Origin of the sequence: Pseudomonas sp. C6002 (genome assembly GCF_013385805.1) — a bacterium.
In the GTDB taxonomy this organism is placed as follows: domain Bacteria; phylum Pseudomonadota; class Gammaproteobacteria; order Pseudomonadales; family Pseudomonadaceae; genus Aquipseudomonas.
The window spans coordinates 1-23,914 of sequence record NZ_JACAPH010000027.1; the positions used below are offsets into that span (position 1 = coordinate 1).

At 60.6% G+C, this 23,914-nt stretch carries 18 protein-coding genes and 1 rRNA gene; 10 read left to right on the forward strand and 9 right to left on the reverse strand.

All coding sequences use genetic code 11. The features are described from left to right. Window positions 1-84 precede the first annotated feature (84 nt). Window positions 85-200 (forward strand): 5S ribosomal RNA (gene rrf / locus HX817_RS17260). Between the two features lie 78 nt (window positions 201-278). On the opposite strand, the gene HX817_RS17265 is transcribed toward rrf, so the two are convergent. The 4 genes from HX817_RS17265 to HX817_RS17280 form a co-directional block, all read right to left on the reverse strand. Next, entirely contained in the window at window positions 279-1,454 is a 1,176-nt protein-coding gene (locus tag HX817_RS17265) for a PepSY domain-containing protein (protein ID WP_177040664.1), read from the reverse strand. Between the two features lie 71 nt (window positions 1,455-1,525). Next, window positions 1,526-4,018 (reverse strand): TonB-dependent siderophore receptor, encoded by a 2,493-nt coding sequence (locus HX817_RS17270; protein ID WP_177040666.1) that lies wholly within the window; start codon window positions 4,016-4,018, stop codon window positions 1,526-1,528. A gap of 105 nt (window positions 4,019-4,123) precedes the next feature. After that, on the reverse strand, window positions 4,124-5,107 hold the full coding sequence (locus tag HX817_RS17275; RefSeq protein ID WP_177040668.1) for a FecR domain-containing protein: 984 nt from the start codon (window positions 5,105-5,107) through the stop codon (window positions 4,124-4,126). Further along, entirely contained in the window at window positions 5,104-5,604 is a 501-nt protein-coding gene (locus HX817_RS17280; RefSeq protein WP_008433614.1) for a sigma-70 family RNA polymerase sigma factor, read from the reverse strand. Before HX817_RS17280 ends, HX817_RS17275 begins: the two co-directional genes overlap by 4 nt. Window positions 5,605-5,883: 279 nt before the next feature. Between HX817_RS17280 and HX817_RS17285 the strand changes: the two genes are divergently transcribed. Beyond that, a complete protein-coding gene (locus HX817_RS17285) occupies window positions 5,884-7,764 on the forward strand; it encodes a methyl-accepting chemotaxis protein (protein ID WP_003218243.1) in 1,881 nt (626 codons plus the stop codon). A gap of 42 nt (window positions 7,765-7,806) precedes the next feature. Here HX817_RS17285 and HX817_RS17290 read toward each other — a convergent pair whose 3' ends face one another. The 5 genes from HX817_RS17290 to HX817_RS17310 form a co-directional block, all read right to left on the reverse strand. Beyond that, a complete protein-coding gene (locus tag HX817_RS17290; RefSeq protein WP_177037318.1) occupies window positions 7,807-8,256 on the reverse strand; it encodes an SRPBCC family protein in 450 nt (149 codons plus the stop codon). 27 nt (window positions 8,257-8,283) lie between these two features. Continuing rightward, a complete protein-coding gene (locus tag HX817_RS17295) occupies window positions 8,284-11,667 on the reverse strand; it encodes an amino acid adenylation domain-containing protein (RefSeq protein ID WP_177040670.1) in 3,384 nt (1,127 codons plus the stop codon). Then, window positions 11,664-12,611 (reverse strand): diiron oxygenase, encoded by a 948-nt coding sequence (locus tag HX817_RS17300; protein ID WP_177040672.1) that lies wholly within the window; start codon window positions 12,609-12,611, stop codon window positions 11,664-11,666. The genes HX817_RS17295 and HX817_RS17300 overlap by 4 nt, the downstream gene beginning before the upstream one ends. After that, a complete protein-coding gene (locus HX817_RS17305; RefSeq protein WP_177037323.1) occupies window positions 12,608-13,372 on the reverse strand; it encodes a DUF3050 domain-containing protein in 765 nt (254 codons plus the stop codon). The genes HX817_RS17300 and HX817_RS17305 overlap by 4 nt, the downstream gene beginning before the upstream one ends. Window positions 13,373-13,824: 452 nt before the next feature. Then, window positions 13,825-14,535 carry a GntR family transcriptional regulator gene (locus HX817_RS17310; protein ID WP_177040674.1) on the reverse strand — a complete coding sequence of 237 codons (711 nt, stop codon included), beginning with the start codon at window positions 14,533-14,535 and terminating at the stop codon, window positions 13,825-13,827. A 298-nt stretch (window positions 14,536-14,833) separates the two neighbouring features. Here HX817_RS17310 and HX817_RS17315 point away from each other — a divergent pair, with 298 nt between their 5' ends. The 8 genes from HX817_RS17315 (at window position 14,834) to HX817_RS17350 (ending at window position 23,889) form a co-directional block, all read left to right on the forward strand. Continuing rightward, on the forward strand, window positions 14,834-15,727 hold the full coding sequence (locus HX817_RS17315; RefSeq protein WP_177040676.1) for a TauD/TfdA family dioxygenase: 894 nt from the start codon (window positions 14,834-14,836) through the stop codon (window positions 15,725-15,727). Window positions 15,728-15,741: 14 nt separating this feature from the next. After that, entirely contained in the window at window positions 15,742-16,767 is a 1,026-nt protein-coding gene (locus tag HX817_RS17320) for an ABC transporter substrate-binding protein (protein WP_003218229.1), read from the forward strand. Window position 16,768: 1 nt separating this feature from the next. Next, complete coding sequence (locus HX817_RS17325) at window positions 16,769-17,620, forward strand: ABC transporter ATP-binding protein (protein WP_102605411.1); 852 nt, start codon at window positions 16,769-16,771, stop codon at window positions 17,618-17,620. 12 nt (window positions 17,621-17,632) lie between these two features. Continuing rightward, window positions 17,633-18,481, forward strand: coding sequence for an ABC transporter permease (locus tag HX817_RS17330; protein WP_003218225.1), 849 nt, complete (start codon window positions 17,633-17,635; stop codon window positions 18,479-18,481). 198 nt (window positions 18,482-18,679) lie between these two features. Continuing rightward, window positions 18,680-19,600 (forward strand): LysR family transcriptional regulator, encoded by a 921-nt coding sequence (locus tag HX817_RS17335; protein ID WP_177040678.1) that lies wholly within the window; start codon window positions 18,680-18,682, stop codon window positions 19,598-19,600. A gap of 229 nt (window positions 19,601-19,829) precedes the next feature. Next, window positions 19,830-21,365, forward strand: a complete 1,536-nt coding sequence (locus HX817_RS17340; protein ID WP_087693599.1) for an MFS transporter — start codon at window positions 19,830-19,832, stop codon at window positions 21,363-21,365. Between the two features lie 26 nt (window positions 21,366-21,391). Then, on the forward strand, window positions 21,392-22,450 hold the full coding sequence (locus tag HX817_RS17345) for an HlyD family secretion protein (protein WP_003218219.1): 1,059 nt from the start codon (window positions 21,392-21,394) through the stop codon (window positions 22,448-22,450). Then, window positions 22,447-23,889, forward strand: coding sequence for an efflux transporter outer membrane subunit (locus HX817_RS17350; RefSeq protein ID WP_177040680.1), 1,443 nt, complete (start codon window positions 22,447-22,449; stop codon window positions 23,887-23,889). Before HX817_RS17345 ends, HX817_RS17350 begins: the two co-directional genes overlap by 4 nt. Window positions 23,890-23,914 lie beyond the last annotated feature (25 nt).

The window sequence follows — 23,914 nt, forward strand, 5'->3', positions numbered from 1 at the left end:
TATGCAGTCAGGGGTTTTGTTTATGTAGAAGTCCATGATTTTCACCAGCACGTTGCGAACGCAACGGTCTGGTACACAGAATTTCTTGACGACCATAGAGCATTGGAACCACCTGATCCCATCCCGAACTCAGCAGTGAAACGATGCATCGCCGATGGTAGTGTGGGGTTTCCCCATGTGAGAGTAGGTCATCGTCAAGATTGAATTCCGAAACCCCTGTCTGCTAGCGCAGACAGGGGTTTTGTCGTTTAAGGGCTGGGCAAACAACTGGAATCGACTCACCCTTTGCGTGCCTTGCTGCTTCGCCTGGCCATTAACTTGCGCCACCATATATAGATCCCGGTAGCAGACAACATCGCGATCACAGCTCCCAGCAGCGCAATCAGCACCTGACCCGCCACCCCGATGATCCTGCCCCCATGGATCGGCAGTTGCAGCCGATAAAAGCGCTCTCCCAACGTACCTTGCCCTGCTATTTCCTGCCCCAGTAAACGCCCATCCGTCCCGTGGAAAAACAACCAGGATTTCCCATGGGCCTCGGTATCATGTTGTCCAAAACCCGCCCCATAAAAGTTGTACTCAAAGCTGTAGTAAAGCTCTCCAATCACCGCCGTCAGTCCCAGCCGCTTGCCTTCCTCCAGCGCCCGCTCATAGGCCTGTTGATAACTCAGTTGTGTCACGCCCAATTGCTCGGCGGGTAACCCGCCACGGGCCTCATAGACGCTAGGCTCAACCGGTGAGAACAGCGAGACAGCAGGCTTGAACACCTGGCTCGGCAAATTCATCGCGACGCTGCTGACTGCAATCGGCAGCAACAACAGCCAAAGCCATAACCCGCCTGCACGATGCAGGTCGAAGTTCAGCCGGTAAGCGTGGCCGCCCTTGATCTTCCACGCCGTGGACCACTTCTTCCAGAACGGTTTACCTCTCGGCAGGGTCAGCCACAGCGCGATAAAACAATCGAACACCCATGCGATCGCCACCAGTCCCATCAGCCACAAACCCCAATTACCCGGCAGTGTCAGGTTGTAGTGAAATTCCAGAATGAACGGAATGAAGTTCTCGCGCTGAAAGCAGCAAGCCCCCCAAACACGCCGGCCCATTTCTTCGCCGCTGACCGGATCCAGGTAAAAGACCTGGTTGGGCTCCTCAAAGGGTTTGCCCGTCGCCGGATCGTTTCTCGCAACTGCCGCCAGCATCGCGGTATGACCGGCCTCTTGTGGATACTCCATGTACCAGACTTGCAGTTTGGGATGCTGCCCCTGCAACGTGTCCACCAGTTCACCTGGCGGCAATGCCGAACCTTTGGCCGTTGCTCCATAAAAGCCGGGATTGAGCCATTCATCCAACTCATGGTTAAACGCCAGAAGGCTGCCCGTGAGTCCCGCCATCATCAGAAACAACGCCGTTGCCAACCCGATGTAGCGATGAAGTAAAACCAGCAATGCGCGCATAAAAATTTCCTGCAAAGACGACAAAGCCAGCGCCTGGAATCAGGAACTGGCTTTGTATGAATCGAGAGGGATCAGAACTGGTAGCTCACCGTCGCACTGACGTTGCGCTCTTCACCCAGGTAGCAGAAGTTCAAACTGGCACACGACGCCACGTACGACTCGTTCGTCAGGTTGTTGGCATTCAGGCGTACATCCACACCCTTCAGTCCAACCTTGCCAAGGTCATAACCCATCGAGGCATCAAACAGCGTGTAGGCGGGCACCTTCATGGTGTTCTCCGCATCTGCCCAGCTGTAGCCGACATAACGAACACCACCACCGAGTCGCAGGCCATCCAGTGCGCCGCTATCGAACTTGTAGTCTGCCCATACCGACGCCATATGACGCGGCGCCTGCGTCGGCGAGTTCCCCTTGTTCTCGATCACGTTGTCCGCAGTACTCAGCGTGCTGACCATCGACTTCGAATACTCGATATCGGTGAAGGTATAGCTGCCCAACAATTTGAGATGGTCGGTCAACTGCATATGCGCCTCCAGCTCCAGGCCCTGGGAGCGCACAGCGCCGACCGCGCGATAGAAGTTTTCCTGCGGCAGTTTGGTCGCCAGGCTTTCCTGGTCGATGCGGAACAGCGAGGCCGTGAACAAATTGTCGGTACCCGGCGGCTGATACTTCAAGCCGACTTCCCACTGGGTGCCGTCGGTAGGTGCAAGGGGATTGCCGGCACTGTCCGAATAGGAGTTCGGGTTGAAGGATTCGGAATAGCTGACGTAGGGCGCGAGACCGTTATCAAACAAGTAGAGCGCTCCGGCCCGGCCGGTCAGTTTGGTACGTTTATCACTGATCTCTGTGCCCAGCGGTCGTCCCGCTTCGGCAATGCGATTTTCATCGGAGGTCTCAACCCAGTCCTGACGCAGCCCGAGGGAGAACCGCCACTTGTCCATCTCAATCAGGTCTTGCAGGTAAACGCCGGTCTGCTCGAGCCGGCGCAGATAACTGGTTGGGCTGTAATAGCTGATCTCGGAATTGCCATACACCGGGTTGAACGCATTGATTGGCGCAAGAGAGCCGCTGCTCCAGTCCACGACGGTTTTGCGCCGCTGATAGTCCGCCCCCATCAACACCGTATGCTTGGTCGCGCCGGTAAAAAATTCAGCCTGCAGCATGTTGTCGATGATGAACGCATGCAGCTTTTCGTCACCGCCTGAGTAGTAGCGATTCAGCTCATTACTGGTGGGCGTGGTCCAGCCATAGGCATACACCTGGTCCAGCCGGACCTTGGAGTCCAGATACCGAAAGTTCTGCCGCGCCGTGAAAACATCATTGAAGCGATGCTCGAACTGATAGCCGAACGACTGTTGATCACGCTTGTACCCATCAATGCCCGGCTCGCCTTCGAAGAAGTGATTGGAGATCCGCTGGCCGTTGCGCTGGTGCAACGCGCCATCTGCCGGCATGCCCCCGTGGTAGCCACCGTCGGGGTCATGCTGCAGGTAAGCCTGGAGTGTGAGGGACGTGTCATCGGTAAAGTCGATGCTCAAGGTGGGTGCCAGCGCGTAGCGTTTTTCCTTGGCATGGTCGAATTGCGTGTCGGACTTGTCTGCAAGCCCGGTCAGTCGGTAAGCAATGCGCTTGTCGTCATCCACCGGGCCGCTGAAGTCGAAACCCATGCCTCGCTGCCCTTGGGAACCTATCGTGGCCTGGACCTGATGGTATGGCTCAAACAATGGCTTCTTGCTGGTCAACGCCACCAGCCCACCCGGCGAGCTGCGCCCGTAGAGCACCGATGACGGTCCTTTGAGGATATCTACGCGCTCGAGGAAATACGGGTCCACCTGCATGGTGCTGTAGGTTCCGCTGTCACCCATGGATTTCAAACCGTCCAGGTAGATGTTATCCACCGAACCGTCGTTGAAACCACGCATCGCCACATAGTCATAGCGGTGAGTGGCGCCATAAGGGTTGGTCAGCACGCCAGGGGTGTAACGCATGGCCTGGGCAACGGTTTGCGAGCCTTGGTCGTCCATCTGCTCGCGGGTCACCACTGAAACCGTCTGAGACGTTTCCAGCAGCGCGGTACTGGTCTTGGTGGCGATCTGGCTGTGGGTCGCGTTGTAGCCTTCCATGCTGCCCAGGGCATTACCCAGGGCGAAGCCTTTGATGTCGGTGGTCGGCAAGGTCAGCGCCTCGCTCTCGGGCTGGACCTGCAACACGAAACTCACGTCGTCCTGGGCCTGCGCCTGCAAGCCTGAGCCGTTGAGCAATTGGCTCAGGCCCTGTTCGGCCGAGTACTCCCCGTGCAGTCCGGGAGACTGGCGGCCCTGAGTCTGCGCAGGCGTGCTGGAAAGGGTGATGCCTGCCTGACGGGCAAACTGATTGAGCACATCGTTCAGCGCGCCTGCCGGGATGTCATAGCGCTGGCTGATACGTTCGACCCCGCTATCAGCCGCGACACCGGCCACTGGCAGCAAGCCGATGCCCATCGTGGTCGACAGCAATGCTGCGCGTACGGCTTTGCCGAGCAAAGGGTAGGAAGAGGGAGAGTTGCTGAAAAAACGCACAGTCATTATCGAGATCCGTAGAGGTCGCTGAAGGCAGATTGAATTGCTTACTGTCTAAGCCGGACTCACGGAAAAAAGCCGCCAAAAATAAATCAGGCACGCCAAAAATAATCAGGCCTGACGCTCCAGGCTCACCCACCAGCGGGTGCGATAGCGCAGGCGCACAGGCAGCGTCTGCGGAAGGATCGCCAATAGTTTCTCGGTGTCCTCCAGGCGAAAAACACCAGACAAGCGCAAATCTGCGATATCGCTCGAGCAGCCCAGATAACCATGGCGATAGCGCCCCACCTCCGCCAGGAAATCGGCAAGACGCATGTTGCGGGTGACGATCAATCCGTCGGCCCAGGCCCCTGTATCCATATCCGAAGGCGGTGCCAGAGCGGCCGCATTCTGACGCACCAGGTAGCTTTCTCCTGCATGCACTTGAGTAAAAAGCCCGTCGGCGGTATGCGGTGAATGAATCGCCACGTTGCCTGACGCGACGCTCAGGCGTGTGCAATCGCTGTCCTGGCGCACCACAAATCGCCCGTCTATTCCTTCGAACAAACCATGGCGGGTGCGAACCAGCAGGGGGGCGGTCGCCGTGGCGCCGCAGGTCACCAGGATTTCCCCACGCACCAATGTGATCAAGCGTTGTTGCGGGTTGAAGTCGAGGTCCACTGCGCTATCGGTATTGAGCTGCAGGCGCGTGCCATTCGGTAGTTGCACGCTACGGCGTTCGCCAGTGGTGGTAGCCAGGTCAGAGGTCCAACGCTGCCAGCCGGTGAGGTCTCGGCTGACCCAGGCCGCTGAACCCATCAACAGCACGCCGGACAATACCTTCAATGCCTGCCGGCGCCCAAGGCGCTGGGCACTGTTCTCCAGCGCCACATGGGCCCCGGGAATCGCCGCCAACTGGCTGCTTAATTCATGCTGCAGTGCCTGCACGCGTTGCCAGGCCAACTCGTGTTCATGATGAGCCTCGCGCCAGTGCTCGCACTGCGCCTTCAGGCGGACATTGGCGCGATTGTTACGCAGACGCAGCATCCAGCTGATGGCCTGCTTGACCACCTGCGGGTCGATTCCTGCGCGCGCTGTGTTATCCATCGAGGTCATGCCTCATACCGCAGCACATAACAGTGATAAAGCGCCTCGGCGACATAGCGCTCCACCGAACGCAGTGATACACCCATCTGCTGCGCAATCTGCTTGTAAGTCAGGCCGTCGCATTGAGCCAGTAGAAACGCCTTGCGTACCTTGGGCTTGAGTCCGTCCAGAAGCCGGGCGATGGACTCCAGCAATTCCAGAATCAACGCACGTTCTTCAGCACTCGGCGCCAAGGCTTCGGGCAAATGCGCGATGGACTCCAGGTAGGCGCGCTCGATTTCTTCGCGACGCCAATGATCGATCACCAGGCCCCGCGCGATAGTGCGCAGGAAAGCGCGAGGGGCCTTGAGTTCGAAACGTTCGGTTTTTTGCAGCAGCCGCACGAACGTGTCCTGGGCCAGGTCCGCCGCATCCGCTGCGTTACCCAGTCGGCTGCGCAGCCAAGTGTTCAGCCAGCCATGATGGTTGCTGTAAAGCGTCTGTACTGCGTACTCGGATGAGGGCATTCACACGGCCTGGCAAAGCGTCACAAATGATAATTAGTCGCATTGTCGGCAAGCCTGAAAAATTTTGCAACTCCTGACGTTAGAGCGCTACCACTGGTCGGTTTCTGACATTAAAAGCAGATGCTTCTCACAAATTCCTAAGATTTATCCTGCCTTGGCCGAAAGCCTGACGAGCCATGCGTGCACCGAAATAGAGCAGTCGCAGAGTCTGCCTATACCGTTACATGGAATGTTGCATCCGGCACGCTCACCCCCTTTTGGCAAAAAGAAGTCAATGAAATGAATCTCAAGTTCAGTCATAAAATTCTGTTGGCCGCGTCAGGCGTAGTGGTTCTGGCCTTCGCGTTATTCACGTTCTACAACGACTACTTGCAGCGCAATACCATCCGGCAAAACCTGGAGTCGTCCATTCAGCAATCCGGTGAACTCACCGCCAGCAGCGTGCAGAATTGGCTCAGCGGGCGGGTGCTGGTACTGGAAAGCCTCGCGCAAAACGTGGCCCATCAAGGCAGCTCTGCCGATCTTCCGGGGTTGGTCGACCAGTCGGCATTTACCTCCAACTTCCAGTTCACCTACGTCGGTTCCACCAACGGCGTGTTCACCCAGCGTCCCGACGCCAAAATGCCCGATGGCTACGATCCGCGTCAGCGTCCCTGGTACAAGCAAGCTGTCGCAGCCGACAAGACCATGCTTACACCGCCCTACATGGCTGCGGTAGGCGGGCTGATCGTGACCATCGCGATGCCGGTGAAAAAGAATGGCGAACTGCTTGGCGTGGTCGGCGGTGACCTGAGCCTGCAAACCCTGGTGAAGATCATCAACTCGGTGGATTTCGGCGGCATCGGCCATGCATTCCTGGTCAGCGGTGATGGTCAGGTGATTGTCAGCCCGGACCAGGACCAGGTGATGAAGAACCTCAAGGACATCTATCCCGGCACCAACGTGCGCATCGAGAAGCTCAGCCAGGAAGTGGTCTTGAATGGCCAGGAACGGATTTTGTCCTTCACCCCTATCAGCGGGTTGCCGAATGCCGACTGGTACATCGGCCTGTCGATCGACAAAGACAAAGCCTACGCACCGCTGGGTAAGTTCCGTACCTCGGCATTGATCGCCATGTTCATTGCGGTTGCCGCCATTGCCGTGTTCCTGAGCGTCCTGATCCAGGTCTTGATGCGCCCGCTGACCACCATGGGCCGCGCCATGCAGGACATCGCCCAGGGCGAGGGTGACCTCACCCGCCGCCTGACAGTGGAAAGCAAGGACGAGTTCGGTGACTTGGGCAGTGCCTTCAACCAATTCGTCGAGCGTATTCACGCGTCAATTTCCGAAGTTTCCTCGGCGACGCGCCAGGTGCACGACCTGTCCCAGCGAGTAATGGCCTCGTCCAACGCGTCGATCATCGGTTCCGACGAACAAAGCGCGCGCACCAACAGCGTGGCCGCAGCGATCAACGAACTGGGGGCCGCCACGCAGGAAATCGCGCGCAACGCTGCTGATGCTTCGCAACACGCCAGCGGTGCCAGTGAGCAGGCCGATGATGGGCGCAAGGTGGTTGAGAAAACCATCCTGGCGATGTCGGAGCTTTCGCAAAAAATCAGCCTGTCCTGCACGCAGATTGAAACCCTGAACGCCAGCACCGACAACATCGGCCACATCCTGGACGTGATCAAAGGCATCTCCCAGCAAACCAACCTGTTGGCCCTCAACGCCGCGATTGAAGCGGCACGTGCCGGTGAGGCCGGGCGTGGGTTTGCCGTGGTGGCGGATGAAGTACGCAACCTGGCGCACCGCACCCAGGAGTCGGCAGAAGAGATCCACAAAATGATCACCTCGCTGCAGATTGGCTCGCGTGAGGCCGTGACCACGATGAACGCCAGCCAGACCTCCAGCGAAGAAAGCGTCGAGGTCGCCAACCAGGCCGGTGAGCGCCTGGTCAGCGTGACGCAACGGATCGTCGAGATCGACGGGATGAACCAGTCGGTAGCGGCCGCCACCGAGGAACAGACCGCCGTGGTGGAAACCCTCAACGTCGACATCAACCAGATCAACCTGCTGAACCAGCAGGGCGTGGCCAACCTCAACGAAACCTTGAAGGATTGCGACGCCTTGTCTCAACAGGCCAACCGCCTGAAGCAGTTGGTCGACAGTTTCAAAATCTGATCGATGAACACACAGGAGCGAGCCTGCTCGCTCCTGTCTCCTTTAGCCAAACATCGCTCGCACATTCGCCAGCGCACCGTCGGCGAATGCCTGCACAAACGGCTCAAATCCCTCCACGCCAGGTTCAACCGGCTCGGCGATGATCGTCCAGGTCACCCGTGAGGATCCTGCTCCCAACGGTTCGACATCCATGGCGGCCCACAACCGTGCTACGCCCAAGGTGTTGTAGATCGTGGTCCAGGTCATGCGCATGGCCTGCTCGTCGCGGCTGTTGAGTTGCTCCACCACCAGGTGTCCATCGTGGAAGAACTTCTTGCGCAGCGATCCCGCGCCCGCACCAGTGATTTCGATGTGGGACAAGGCGGGGATGAATCGATCAAATCCGCCAAAGTCACCGACCACCGCCCACGCACCGGCGGCATCACAGGCAACCACAACTGAGGACACCACAGGTTTGGCGCAAGGGTTGCGAATCAACGTATCGGGTTTCATAAGGTCTTCCTTCAATTGAGAGCCTGGTCACAGGAAACCGGTGCTGCGCAGGTACTCGCAGCCCTTGCGTAACAGCGCCGGATTTTTTTCGGGGTAGCGTCCGCCCATCTGCTCGACGCCGCGTCGTGCGTTGTCATGGCGGATCATCGAGGTATCGCCGATGTCCTCGCCCACCCCGTTGAGGTAGAAGCCCAGTACGCCGAACAGCGCATTGCGGCTGTCCACTGTGTGCAGGTGACGTTGCCAGTGAGCCACGCTCACCAGCTCGAATGCGTGGCCTGCCTGGCGAAAGGCGTCGACGTAGGTTTCCCAGCTCAGGGGCTGCGGGTTATGCAGGTTGAACACCGTCCCTCCAGCACGGCAGCGGCTGCTGTGGAACGCAATAAACCGGGCGAGAAAGTCCACCGGCATCAGGTCGAAATTCAACTCAAGGTGCGGCACCAGGCCCAGTTGGAGTGAACCTTTGAGCATCAACATCAGGCGATTCTTCTGTGGCTCGCAGACTCCGCTGCGGCTGTTGAAGCTGATGTTCCCCGGGCGATGGATATTGACCCAGGCACCTTGCGCTGCGGCGCGTCCCAGCAAGCGTTCGGCAACCCATTTGGACAGGTTGTAGCCATTCTGGATGTAGAGCGGCGGGGTGGCCGCGGCGGGGTTTTCGAGTACCTGGCCATGTGCGTCGATAGTGCTGGCGGCAGACAGCGTCGAGATAAAATTGAAGACCTTCTTGCACCGGGTTTCACACAGGCGCAGGCATTCCAGCACCGGTTCGACGTTGTCCTTGGCCAGGGTGGCGTAATCCATCACATGATTGACGTGGGCGGCGTTGTGCACCAACACGCCGAACTCCCCGGCGAGGTAGTCATACACCTCACTCGACAGGCCAAGACGCGGCTGGCTGATGTCGGCGGCATACACCTGCACCCGGCTCAGGTCCAGGTGTTCCAGACGGTACTCTCGCAGGGCCTCGGCAAACCTCGCGGTCGCCGAATGTCCGGGCCGTTCGCGCACCAGGCACGCCACTTCAAGTGCACCCTCGGCCAACAGTGCCTCGACGATATGCACCCCGAGAAAACTGTTGGCCCCGGTCACGATCACCCGGCGACGTTCGCCCGCCTGTTCAGCCGGCAATGTCTGCACATGCAGCTCACGCAGCGCATCCCGGGTAGCCTGGCCGGTCGGTGCTTCGGGTGGTGCGTCGTCCCCCATCAGCGTAGCGAGGGTACGAACCGTGGGGGTTTCAAAAAACCGACTTAGGGATAGGCTGCGCCCGAACTGCTCGCGGATACGCAGCAGCATCGTCGACAGCAGGATGGAATGGCCGCCAAGATTGAAGAAGCTCTCGTCGGCCGACAGCTGCGTGACCGGCATGCCCAGCAACTCGCTCCACAGGTTGAGCAACTGCACTTGCATGGGCGTGTGCGGTTCGCCGTGAATGATGGCCGGCAGCGTTGGAGTCGGTAACGCCAGCAATGCCTGGCGGTCGACCTTTCCGTTGGGGGTGCACGGCATGCTCGCAAGTTCCGTGCACAGGGTTGGGCGCAAATAGTCCGGCAGTGTTTGCCGGGCATGCTGCGTCAGTGCAGGCAGGGCGTCTTGTGTTTCGGGCTGAGCAACAAAAGCCAGGATTCGCCGCTCACGGTCAATCACCACCGCCACTTGGCGAAACAGCTGACTGCTGCGCAGGCAATGTTCGATCTCTTGCGGTTCGACCCGGAACCCACGGATCTTCACCTGCTGATCCCGGCGCCCGGCCAACTCGATGCCGGCAGCGGTCCACTTCGCCAGGTCGCCTGTGCGGTAGGCCCGCAAGGTCTGGCCGTCGGGCAACTCCAGGGGGACGAAATGCTCGGCGGTCTGACGCGGCTGGTTGAGGTAACCCAGGCTGACGCCGGGACCGGCGATGTACAGTTCGCCCAACACCTGCTCATCCACCGGTTGCAGGTGCTCGTCGAGGATCAGTACCTGGCTGTTGGCGATGGGCGTGCCGAGGTTGCGATTGCTGTCGCCCGGCTGCAACGTGTGGCTGGTCACCAGCACGGTGGCTTCGGTGGGCCCGTAGAAATTGTGCAGGCGGCACTGGCCTGCCAACTGCTCGATGACATAGGGCTCGCACACGTCGCCTCCGGTCATCAGGTGCGCCAGGCCCAGGGGTTGATCCAGCGGCAGGATGCTCAGCAGCGCCGGCGGCAGGAAGGCGTGGGTGACGCGCTGTTGTCGGATCAACTCCACCAGTTGCTGCGGGTCGCGTCGCTGGTCCTCACTGGGCACGATCAGCTCGGCGCCCGCGATCAGGCTCGGGAAGATATCGATCAGGGACGAGTCAAAACTCAAGGGCGAAAACTGCAAGACCCGGCTGTGTTCGCTCAGCTGCACATGACCCCCGAACCAGGCGCTGAAATGGGCCAGGTTGTGCTGGCTGAGCAGCACGCCCTTGGGGTGGCCGGTAGTGCCCGAGGTGTGGAACACCATGCAAGGGTCGTCCATGGCGGGGCGCTGGCGCATTGGCAGCGAGGTGTCGGGAGTGTCGACGGCACTCACATCCAATGCACAAAACCCGTCCCGCAGTGGATGTTTGCCATCATCCAGCAGCACCGAGACGCCGGCGTTTTCCAGCATCGCTTGCTGGCGTTGCAGCGGGTGGCCCGGCTCCAGGGGCAGGTACACCGCACCGCAGGCGAGTACCGCGAGAATGCTGGCGTACAGCTCCAGGGATTTGCCCAGGCAGACGCCGATTACCGGCGGTGTGTCGTGGGGCCCAAGCAGAGGTCGCAGACGGTGCTGGATAGCCAGGCTCTGGCGATGCAACTGTCGGTAAGTCAGCCCGCTGCCGGCAATGTTCAACGCTGGCCGGTCGGCGAAGGTTTGCAGACTGTTTTCCAATCGTTCGATCAGGGGTACCTGGGCTTGCTGCTGCAGAGCCAAATCGGCCGTCAGGTTAAAACGATGCAGGTACGCCAGGGATGCGAGCGCTTGCAGGCCGTGTTCCGGATCATCAGAGGCGACGGCCGCCTGCGAGAAATAGCCCGGGTCCCGGGAGAACCCACTCACCTGTTGGGCTACCCACTCCACCAGGCTGCGTACTGCGTGTTGACGCAGCCGTTGACCATTGCCACAGGCTTCTCCGGCAACCTCCAGGGTTGTCAGGAGTCGCCGTGAGTGGGCGTAACACCTGAGCTGCAGGGCCGGCAATCCACAGTCGGTCAACGCTCCCATACCCACGCGCAGGCTCATCAAGGCTGTGCACGTCACGCCGGGCGGAACCTCCTCGCTACCGTCATCAATCAGCAGGTCTACTAGGTGGGTGACATCCTGTGCTCGCACCACCCCATGACCGTATTGCGCCAATGTCTCACCCAGTTCATTCAGCGCCGCGCTGAAGCCCGCCAGCCCAATCTTCAGGTGCCTCATGGGTGCCCTCCTGGCGCCGCAAGAAAGGCATCCAGCGCCCCAACCACACTCGGCGTTTGCAGCAGGCCGCTGTGGTTCAGGAAGCCCATGATATTGCCGATCAACGGGTGCTGGCGGGTAATGGGAAAGCCCATCGCCTGCACTTCAGTGCGCAGCGCAGAGCGCGTGCCGTCACTGACATCCAGGTGCTCGATCAAGTGCAGGTCGAAGTTTTTCTGCAGGTCGTGGGTCAGGTAATGCTGGAGAAAAACCGGCAGGATCCGGGCGATACAGTCGCGGTCCGCGGCGTCTGCAGACTGCCAATAAATACGCACCAGGCGCGTCCAGAAAAGCGCGTGGCGGCCCTCGTCAAACAGGTGGTCGGCCATCAACCCACGGATGGACTGCTTGACACTGTCGTCCTTGGAAAACGCTGCCACGTCATGGGTCACGGTGTTCTCGGCGATGGCCACGGCAATCAGTTCCACGGCATCGCGCAGGTGTTCGGGCGCCAGCGCCAGTGCGGCAGGCAAGGCGCGGCTCAGCTCGATTTGCGCGGGTAGTTCAAGGGGTGGGATCCCGGTCATCTCGATGGTCTGTTGCATGAAATCGAGGGCGACGAGGGCGTGGTAATCCTCGTCCACCACCACGGTCATGGCGTCGTAGCGACAGGCAAGCGGGAAGGGCACCGAAAAGCGATTCTTGGCGATGCTGCGGGCGGTCTTGTCGACGATCTCGGTTTCAAAGATCACCACGTCGTTGATGAACTTGTAGAACGTCTGCAGCAAGACAACATCACGGCACTGCGGGCATTGGTCGATAAAGGTCGCGCTCAGCACCAGGGGCTGTCGGCTCAGGGGGTAGATCAGTTTCTGATCGTTTTCCAGCCGCCGCCGCGGGCGTGTGCGGATGGTCGCGCGGCGCTCCCAGTCGTCGGCAAATGAGCGGTAGTCGGCAGGGTTCATGCGCTCATCTCCGGCAGGCACCTATGCAACCCATCCCATAAGGCCAGGCGGCTTTCCACGGCGCCGAGGGCGCAACTGTCGGCTTGCTGCTCGCGGCTTGGGTCGCCGAGGGTAAGGCGTTGCAGCAATTGCGTTGCCGCCGGTCCATGCTCCTGGGCGTCGATCTCCATGTGGCGCTTGAGGTAGTAGCAGAAGGTGGGCGCCTGGCGATGGAGCACCTCGCACTCCTCCAGGATGCGCTTGAACATCGCCGGGATGACGCTCTCGCGCCCGTGGAGAAAGGCAGCCGCCACGCAGTGCGTCGGGGCGTCCAGGGCAACCTGCAGGGTACTTCTGACGAACCGGGCCACGGACGGGTGGATATCGATTTTTTGCAGGGCCGTTTCTGCATCGTTGCCGTCACGCTGCAGGCTGACGAACCGCTCGATGTTCGCCGTGCTCGCGCCGACTTCACGCATGGCTTCCAGGTACAACTCGAAGTGGCTGCCGTGCCCATGGCCGGGATACGCGTCCGACTCTTCGCCCAATACGATCTCATTGATCAGGCGAGCCGCTTGCGGGTCCGTTGGCGGTAACCAGGGCAGGCGCATACCGGTGAGGTCATGTTGCAGGCGTTTGGTGAGTGTCATGAAGTCCCACACGGCGAATACGTGGTTTTCCATAAAGTACTGCAACTTTGGAAGAGTATTTATTTGTTTGAATATTGGATGGAGATGTAACTTCTGCTTTTTTTGTTTAAGCAGGTGTGAGTGCTGGAACATGTTGATGCCTATAAGTCGTTGTCTCTTCCCTGATAAAAGCGTTGTGCTTTAGCGACAAATAAACATTGGTTTTCACGGATGCGCGGGTGCCTTGATAACAGGCAGCCCTGTACGAGGCTGACACTGTTACTGGCGAGCAGCATGCTGTGACAAAATACCAAGGCTTTATTTAAAGGAACGCCACGCGCAGTGACGCACCGAGCATGGATTCACGCTGTCGATTGGGAGAATTGGAGTGTTGGTAATAATCTGATTAAGTATTCAGGTGTTTTTAGTTTTATAAGTTTTTCGAGTTGGAATATTGCGGTAGTTGGATCGCTCTGCGGAGTGTGTGAAGTTTTCTTTGGGCTTAATGGTTTAACGGGAGTAATGGTGGTGCGCTGGCCTCCGTCGGCCAGCGTCACTTTGCAGCGCTTTGTGGTCGAGGGAGGCGTTTCAGTTCCACGCGGAATTTACAGCGCAGCGTTCTGTTCAGTCTCTTCAAGAGTTTTGAGGTAACCCGTAATCACCTCCATGCCGCGGGTAAGGTGGTTACGCAGGGTCAGGATGCTTTCGTCGACCTTCTTTTGCGCCACGAGGTCGAGCAGTTCGCGGTGATCTTCCTGGGACGTCTTGCCCAGGCCCATGGCCTCGAGGTTGAAGCGCAGGAAACGTTCCTCTTCGTTCAAGCCGTGTTCAACCAGCTTGAGCAACCGCTGATTGCCCGCCTTGCCATATAGCGCCATGTGGAACAGGCGGTTGAGGCGGCCGATTTCGGTGTAGTCGCTTTCCCGTTCCAGCGCGTCGATAAAGGCGCCAGCCTGGGTGATGTCATCGGGCGTGAGCAGGGGAATCGACAAGCGCAGCGCTTCGGATTCGAGGAGTATGCGCAGGGCGTAGGTTTCCGCCGAGTGGTCCTCGATCAGTGGCGCCACCACCGCGCCTTTGTGGGTGACCACATGCAGCAGCGATTGGGCTTCCAGTTGACGCAATGCCTCGCGCACCGGCATCCGGCTGACCCCGAACAAGCTGGCCAGCTCCTGTTGACGCATGGCGGTGCCACAGGGCAAGCGGCCATCCAGGATGGCGTTGCGCAATGTTTCTTCAATCACGGAGCGGGCGAGATGGGCGGGGATAGGCCCGCTGATCTGGATGCTGCTCAAAGGGTTCGGCTTCTGCGTCACGACTACGCTATCCTCCTTTTCAAGGTGAGGTGGCTAATTGGATCCAATGCACACTAGAGATTGTCCACAAGCTTGTCAAACGGGCAAGGTTTCGGCTTGTAAGCGACTCAACAGCGTGTTCTTCGGGCCCACAGCTCCCATTTGTCAGGTCTTACAGGCTAAAGGTCCGTCGTGCACATTTTATTCCCGGGAGTCGGGCCAACAGCGGTATTGCTGCATATCGATATTCACTAACGGTATTTAAAATGCGGTTCTTATGACTATAAAGTCACTCTCCTGACTGCACGGGAGTGAACTCATGTCTGCCACCTCTACTGTTCCAACAGCGACCGACACCACACAAACCTTCGAGATCCGTCCATTTCCCGGCAGCGTCGGCGCCGAAATCATAGGCCTGGACCTGGCCCGCCCGTTCAGCGACCAGGACTTCGCACGCATTCACCGCGCGCATCTGGACCATCACGTCGTGGTCTTCCGCGACCAACGTATCACCCCCGAGCAACAGATCGCCTTCAGCCGCCGTTTCGGCGTGCTGCAAATCCATGTGCTCAAACAATTCCTGCTGGCCAACCACCCGGAAATCCTGATCGTCTCCAACATCATCGAAAACGGCCAATCCATCGGCCTGGGAGACGCCGGCAAGTTCTGGCACTCGGACCTCTCCTATAAGGAGCTGCCGAGCCTGGGCTCGATGCTCCATGCCCAGGAGCTGCCGTCCGAGGGTGGCGACACATTGTTCGCCGACATGCATAAAGCCTGGGACAACCTGCCCGAGCCCTTGCGCAAGGCGGTCGAAGGCCGCAGCGCCGCGCATTCCTACACCGCACGCTACAGCGAAACCAAATTCGAAGGCAATTGGCGCCCGACCCTCACGCCCGAGCAACTCGCTCAAGTGGCGCAAGTGGTACACCCGATTGTGCGCACCCACCCGGAAAACGGCCGCAAGGCGCTGTTCGTCAGCGAGGGCTTCACCACCCGTATCGTCGGCCTGCCTGAGGATGAAAGCCGCGACCTGCTGGCCCAGCTGTACGCCCACAGCGTGCTGCCGGAAAACATCTACCGCCATCAGTGGCAGCCCCACGACATGGTGTTCTGGGACAACCGCTCGCTGATCCACCTGGCGGCCGGCTGCCCCAGCCACCTGCGGCGCAAGCTGTACCGCACCACCATCCAGGGCGACGCGCCTTTCTGACCCGGAGCATGACCATGTCCAAGAAAACCCCATTTGCGCGCCTGGCCGCGACGGTTGGCCTGGGCGTCAGCCTGCTGGCCGGCAGTCTTGTGGCGCCTGCCGCCGCCCAGGCCGAAGGCGAGATTCGCATCGCCGAGCAGTTTGGCATCGTCTACCTGTTGCTCAACGTGGTGCGCGACCAGAACCTGATCGAAAAATACGGCAAGCAGGAAGGCATCGACATCAAGGTCGACTGGACACAATTGTCCGGCGGCGCAGCCGTCAATGATGCGCTGCTCTCCGGTTCCATCGACATCGCCGGGGCCGGCGTTGGCCCGCTGCTGACTATCTGGGACCGCACCCACGGCAAGCAGAACGTGAAAGCCGTCGCCTCCCTGGGCAACTTCCCCTACTACCTGGTGAGCAACAATCCCAAGGTCAAGACCATTGCCGACTTCACCGAAAAAGACCGCATTGCCGTACCGGCAGTGGGCGTTTCCGTGCAGTCGCGCTTCCTGCAATACGCTGCCGCCAAGCAATGGGGCGACAAGGAATTCAATCGCCTCGACAAGTACACCGTCGCCGTCCCGCACCCGGATGCCACGGCTGCGCTGATTGCCGGTGGCACCGAGCTGACCGGGCACTTCTCCAACCCGCCGTTCCAGGAGCAGGCCCTGACCAACCCGAACGTGCATGTGGTGCTCAACTCCTATGACATCCTCGGGCCTAACTCGCCGACCGTGCTGTTCGCCACCGAGAAATTCCGCAACGACAACCCGAAAACCTACAAGGCGTTCGTCGAGGCACTGACCGAAGCGGCGCAGTTCGCCCAGAACGACAAAGGTGCCGCAGCCGATACCTACATCCGCGTGACCAAGGCCAAGATCGACCGCGCCGAGCTGCTGAAAATCATCGAAAACCCGCAGTTCGAATTCAGCGTCACACCGAAAAACACCTACCCGCTGGCGGAATTCCTCTACCGCGTCGGCGCGATCAAAAACAAACCCGAATCGTGGAAGGATTACTTCTTCCAGGACGCCAAGCCGCTGCAAGGGAGCTGACATGAACGCGCCCTTGCAAGGCCACACGGCCAGCAACCCGACCACCACCGAAGCACTGCTTTCGGTGGATAAAGTCAGCCTTGAATACCGCACGCCCGAACGGGTGGTGCGGGCCACTCACCAGGTCAGCTTCGCGATCGATCCGGCAGACCGCTTTGTATTGCTGGGGCCTTCGGGCTGCGGCAAATCCACACTGTTGAAATCCATCGCCGGCTTTATCAAGCCGTGTGAGGGCGAGATCCGTCTGCTCGGGCAAAAAGTCGAGCAGCCAGGGCCGGACCGTATCGTGGTGTTCCAGGAGTTCGACCAACTGCCGCCGTGGAAAACCGTCAAGCAGAACGTCATGTTCCCGCTGCTGGCGTCCAAAACCCTCAAGCGTCGCGAGGCCGAAGAGCGCGCGCTGTACTACCTGGAAAAAGTCGGCCTTACGGCCTTTGCCGATGCCTACCCGCACACCCTGTCCGGCGGCATGAAAGCCCGCGTGGCAATCGCCCGGGCGTTGGCCATGCAGCCGAAAATCCTGCTGATGGATGAACCCTTCGCCGCCCTCGACGCCCTGACCCGGCGCAAGATGCAGGAAGAACTATTGCTGCTCTGGGAAGAGGTGCGTTTCACCCTGCTGTTCGTCACCCACTCCATCGAGGAAGCGCTGGTGGTGGGCAACCGCATCCTGTTGCTGTCGCCGCACCCGGGGCGGGTGCGGGCGGAAATCCACAGCCATCAATACGACCTGCACAGCCTCGGCGGTGTGGAGTTCCAGGCTTCGGCGCGGCGCATTCATCGGCTGTTGTTTGATGAAGCGCCCGAGGCGGAAACCGAACTGGGTTTCGCCGATATCCGCATCGCTTATTGAAGGGTTTGCACCATGCGCCAGGAATATGAAATCACTCTCGAACCGTTGCCCGGTGTTCGCGTAGAGCGCGAGTTGCCGTGGCGCCAGCGCCTGTGGCAACAAGGCTGGCTGCGTAAAAGCCTGATCCTGATCGTGCTTGCGATCCTCTGGGAAGCGGCTGCCCGTTATCAGAACAATGACCTGCTGCTGCCGAGCTTCCTGCAGACACTGAGCGCGTTCTACGACGGCATGGCCAGTGGCGAGTTGTTGAGCAAGGTCAGCATCTCGCTGGTGGTGCTGATCAAGGGTTACCTGATCGGCATTGTGCTGGCGTTTGCCCTGACCACGCTTGCGGTGTCGACCCAACTGGGGCGTGACCTGCTGAGCACCCTGACCTCGATGTTCAACCCGTTGCCGGCGATTGCCCTGCTGCCGCTGGCGCTGTTGTGGTTTGGCCTGGGGCAGAACAGCCTGATCTTCGTGCTGGTGCATTCAGTGTTGTGGGCGCTGGCGCTCAACACCTATTCAGGGTTCCTCGGTGTCTCCGAAACCCTGCGCATGGCCGGTCGAAATTATGGCCTCAAGGGTATGCGCTTCGTGTTGTTCATCCTGATCCCGGCTGCGCTGCCGTCGATTCTCGCCGGGTTGAAAATCGGCTGGGCGTTCGCCTGGCGCACGCTGATCGCTGCCGAGTTGGTGTTCGGTGCTACCAGCGGCAAAGGCGGTTTGGGTTGGTACATCTTCCAGAACCGCAACGAACTGTACACCGACAAAGTGTTTGCCGGCCTGGCGGTGGTGATCCTGATCGGGCTGCTGGTGGAGAACCTGGTGTTCGACACCCTGGAGCGGGTCACCGTGAAGCGCTGGGGCATGCAACGCTGACTGAAACACCAACCCTGTGGCGAGGGAGCTTGCTCCCGCTGGGCCGCGAAGCGGCCCCAATAACATCACCGCGTTCTTTCAGAAAAGTCTCGATTGCAAATTTTGGGGCTGCTTCGCAGCCCAGCGGGAGCAAGCTCCCTCACCACAGTCTGCTACGATTGCGCCAAGTTCACTCCCAACCCATCACGAGTGCTTGGCATGCAATTACCGGACATGAACCTGCTGGTCGCCCTCGACGCCTTGCTGGACGAGGGCAGTGTGGTAGGTGCCGCGCGGCGGATGAACCTGAGCCCGGCCGCCATGAGTCGCACCCTCACGCGCATCCGCGAGGCAGTGGGCGATCCGATCCTGGTGCGCGCCGGTCGCGGCCTGGTACCGACGCCCAAGGCCCTGGAGTTGCAAGGCCAGGTGCGCAGCGTGGTGGAACAGGCGGCGCTGCTGTTCCGCTCGGCGGACGAAGTGGACCTGCGCACCCTGCGCCGGCGCTTCAGCGTGCGGGCCAATGACTTTTTTGTCGGAGTGTATGGCGGTCGGCTGTTCGACACCATGGAACGCATGGCACCGCTGTGCGAACTGCGCTTCGTGCCGGAAGGCGACACCGATGACGAGGCCCTGCGTGAAGGCCGTCTCGACCTGCGGGTGGGCAACACCATGCCGATCACCCCGGAAGTGAAGGTGCAGAACCTGTTCACCACCACCTTCGTCGGCCTGGCACGGGAAGGGCACCCGTTGTTCGATGGAGAAATCACCGCCGAACGGTTTGCCAGCTATTCCCATATCAGCATCTCCCGCCGCGGCATTGCCCGGGGGCCCATCGACACCGCCCTCAACGCCCAGGGGCTGGAACGCCGAGTCGCGATGATCGCCCCGGGGTTTCACGGCGCGATGTTCATGCTGCCGGACTCCGACCTGATCCTGCCGGTGCCCAAGGAAGCGCTCTACAGCGCCAATCGCCTGAAGCTGCCGTTGCGAGCCTTCACCCTGCCGATCTCCCTGCCGACCCTGGTGCTGACCCAGGCCTGGCACCCGCGCTTCGACAAAGACCCGGCCCATAAGTGGCTGCGCGAGACCATGCGCGAATGCTGCGAGGCGACGTGGCGGGAAGCGCAGCCCAAGTGAGTCGCAAGTGAGCCCGGTCAATGTGGGAGCTGGCTTGCCTGCGATGCGGGCGACACGGTTTTTCAGGCATAGCGAGGTGATGCAATCGCGGGCAAGCCCGGCTCCCACAGAGATCGCCTACATTTTGATCATTGCGTCTGGTGCACTTATAAGCTTCCGATAAGTCACTTTTTGTCATGTCTAAGCCTTATTAAACTGCTCGGGTATTTCCTATTCCGAGTTGTAGTTCATGACGTCCCTCGCTGCTCCCGCACCCCTGGCCGCAGCCAAACCGACCGCTATTACCCCGCCCGTTTTCGGCCCGCGCATCATCATCGGCCTGGTGGGCGTATTGCTTGCGGTACTGGTGTCCGGCCTCAACGAGATGGTGACCAAAGTCGCTCTCGCCGATATTCGTGGTGCGATGTACATCGGCTTCGACGAAGGCACCTGGCTGGTGGCTGCCTACACCGCCACCTCTGTCTCGGCGATGGCCTTTGCACCCTGGTGTTCGGTGACGTTCTCTCTGCGCCGTTTCACCCTCTGCGCCATCGGCCTGTTCACCATACTTGGCGTGCTGTGCCCGTTCGCACCGAACTACGAAAGCCTGCTGATCCTGCGCACCGTGCAAGGCCTGGCCGGTGGCGCCTTGCCGCCGATGCTGATGACCGTGGCCCTGCGGTTCCTGCCGGCCAACGTCAAGCTGTACGGCCTGGCCGGCTATGCCCTCACGGCCACTTTCGGCCCTAGCCTCGGCACACCGCTGGCGGCCATGTGGACCGAATACGTCGGCTGGCAATGGGCGTTCTGGCAGATTGTCGGGCCGTGCCTGCTGGCCATGGCGGCCGTGGCCTACGGCTTGCCCCAGGACCCGCTGCGCCTGGAGCGCTTCAAGCAGTTCAACTGGCGCGGCTTGCTGTTGGGCTTCCCGGCGATCTGCATGCTGGTGATCGGCCTGTTGCAGGGCAATCGGCTGGACTGGTTCGAGTCGCCGCTGATTACCTCATTGTTGATCGGCGGCCTGGTGTTGCTGGTGCTGTTCATGATCAACGAGTGGTCGCACCCGATGCCGTTTTTCAAGTTGCAGATGCTTGGGCTACGCAATCTGTCGTTCGCGCTGATTGTGCTCGCCGGGGTGCTGATCGTGCTGCTGGCGGTGACGATCATTCCGTCCAGCTACCTGGCCCAGGTCCAAGGCTACCGCCCGCTGCAAACTGCACCGGTGATGCTGATCATGGCGCTGCCGCAGTTGATCGCACTGCCGTTGGTGGCGGCGTTGTGCAACTTGCGCTGGGTCGATTGCCGCTGGGTATTGGGCATTGGCTTGAGCATGTTGATCCTGTCCTGCGTGGGCGGGGCGCAACTTACGTCGGCATGGATTCGCGATGATTTCTACGTGCTGCAACTGCTGCAAATCTTCGGGCAACCGATGGCGGTGTTGCCGCTGCTGATGCTCTCCACCGGCAGCATCACGCCCCAGGACGGGCCGTTCGCCTCGGCGTGGTTCAACACCGTCAAAGGCCTGGCCGCCGTGGTCGCCACCGGCGTGCTCGATGCCCTGACCACACACCGCCTGCATTTCCACTCGACCATGCTGGTGGACAGCCTGGGCAACTCGCCCCTGGCCGACAGCGATGCCGCCGGCCTTGCCCATCGGCTGCACGAGCAGGCCGTGGTGCTCACCTCTTCGGATCTCTACTACGTCATGGCCGGTGTCGCGGCGGCGTTGATCCTGCTGATTTTCTGGATGCCGACGCGGATTTATCCGCCCCGCGCGCCGACTTGATTGCTCACTGAGCCAAAGGGATTGTTATGAAACGCAAAGACAAAATCGCTGTAACCGTCATCACCGTGTTTGCCGTAGGTGTGCTGGTTTACCTGCTGGCGCCGGGTGTGTTCGGCAGCAAACGCCAGAGCACCAACGACGCCTTCGTCGCCGCTGACTACACCCTGGTGGCGCCGCGTGTGGCCGGCTTCATCAAGGAAGTGCTGGTGGAAGACAACCAGCGGGTCAAGGCCGGGCAGTTGCTGGCGCTGATTGATGACCGTGACTTCCGCGCCGCTGCCCAGGCGGCCGATGCCGATACGCTGGTGGCCCAGGCGCAGCTGAAAAATGCCACGGCAACCCTGGAGCGCCAAAGCTCGGTGATCGCCCAGGCCCAGGCGACTGTGGCGGCGGATCGCGCCGAAGTGGCGTTTGCCGAACACGAACTGAACCGCTATAACCACCTCGCGGGTGTAGGCGCCGGCACCGTACAGAACGCCCAGCAAGCCAAGACGCGTATTGACCAGGCCACCGCACGCCTGGCGAATGCCACGGCGGTGCTGGCCGCTGAACGCAAGCAGGTGGAAATTCTCAGCGCCCAGCGTGATGCGGCAGAGGGCGGCCTGAAACGTGCCCAGGCCGCGCTGGAAATGGCCAGCTATCAGCTGTCGTACACCCGCATCGTCGCGCCGGTGGACGGCATGGTCGGCGAGCGCGCGGTGCGGGTCGGCGCCTATGTGACGCCGGGCAGCAAGATCCTCGCCGTGGTACCGCTGGCCGAGGCCTACGTGGTGGCCAATTTCCAGGAGACCCAGTTATCCCACATGCACGCTGGCCAAACGGTGGACGTGAAGGTCGACAGCCTCGACGGCGAAGTGCTCAAGGGCCACCTCGAAAGCCTGGCGCCAGCTACCGGCGTGACATTTGCCTCGGTCAAACCCGACAACGCCACCGGCAACTTCACCAAGGTGGTGCAGCGTATTCCGGTAAAAATCATCCTGGAGCCCGGCCAGGCGTTGACCGAGCGCCTGCGGGTCGGCATGTCGGTGGAAGCCAGCGTCGACACCCACGCCGCCGCCCAGCAACGTGAGGTGGCGCAGCAATGAGACGTCTTGCCTGGTTAACCTTGAGCCTGCTCACCCTGAGTGCCTGCACCGTCGGCCCGGACTTCCAGCGCCCGCAGAATCCCGTCGGCCAATGGACCGAGCCCCATGGCCGACAAGCCGCCAGCCACGCGGTCAACGACCCGCTGGAAGAGCGCTGGTGGGAAGTGTTCCACGACGCGCAGCTCACCGCGCTTACCCATCGCGCGCTGACCGATAACCTTGACCTGAAACTCGCCAGCAGCCGCCTGCAACAAAGCCGCGCAGCGCGCCAGGTGATCACCGCCGAGCGCTACCCGACCGTCAACGCCACCGGCGATTACCTGCGTCAGCGTAACAGCGCCGATGGCTTGAGCGATGCCTCGGGCAAGAACGGCCGCTCGGCGTTCAACCAGTGGGACATGGGTTTCTCCGCCGCCTGGGAACTGGACTTCTGGGGTCGGGTAAAACGCGAAACCGAAGCCGCCGACGCCACCCTGCAAGTCGCCGAAAACGACCGCCGCGCGGTGCTGTTGTCGGTGCTGGCGGAAACCGCCCAGGACTACATCCAGCTGCGCGGCGTGCAAAACACCCGCGCCGTCACCGAGCAAAACCTCGAGGTGGCGCGCCACAGCCTGAAGCTCTCGCAACTGCGCCTGGCCGACGGTGTCGCCACTGACCTGGACGTAGCCGAAGCCGCTGCTCAAGTGGCCGCCATCGAGGCGCGCCTGCCGGATTTGCAGCAACGCCAGGACCAGTTGATCAACGCCCTGAGCCTGCTGATGGGCGAGCCGCCACAAGCCTTGTACGCCGAACTGTCCAAGGACGCTGCGGTGCCGCAAACCCAACGCCAGGTCGCCATCGGCCTGCCGTCGCAACTGGCTGAGCGCCGCCCGGATATCCGCCAGGCCGAAGCTCGCTTGCATGCGGCCACCGCCTCCATTGGTGTGGCCAAGGGCGACTTCTACCCGCGCATCACCCTGTCTGGCAGCGTGGGCTCCCAGGCGTTGCAGCTGGCGGATTTCGGCTCGTGGAGTTCGCGTGCATTCGCCTTCGGCCCGCAACTGAGCTTGCCGATTTTCAACGGTGGCCGGTTGCAAGGCATGCTCGATCTGCGCGAAGCCCAGCAACAGGAGGCGGCCCTGGCCTACCAGCAGACCGTGCTGCGGGCCTGGCATGAAATCGACGATCAACTGACCCGCTACAACGCCAGCCAACTGCGGCGCGACAGCCTCGCCGAAGCCGTGCGGCAGAACCAGATCGCCCTCAGCACCGCGCAGCATCAATACGTCGAAGGCGTGGTGGATTTCGTCAACGTACTGACCGTGCAAAGTGCGTTGCTGGCGACCCAGGAGCAGTGGGTGGAAAGCTCCACCGGCGTGTCCCTGGCCATGGTCGGGTTGTACAAGGCATTGGGCGGGGGCTGGGAATCGGTGTACCCGTTGCAGACCGCCGGACGCTGAATGACAAAGAACTTTGCCAGCCACG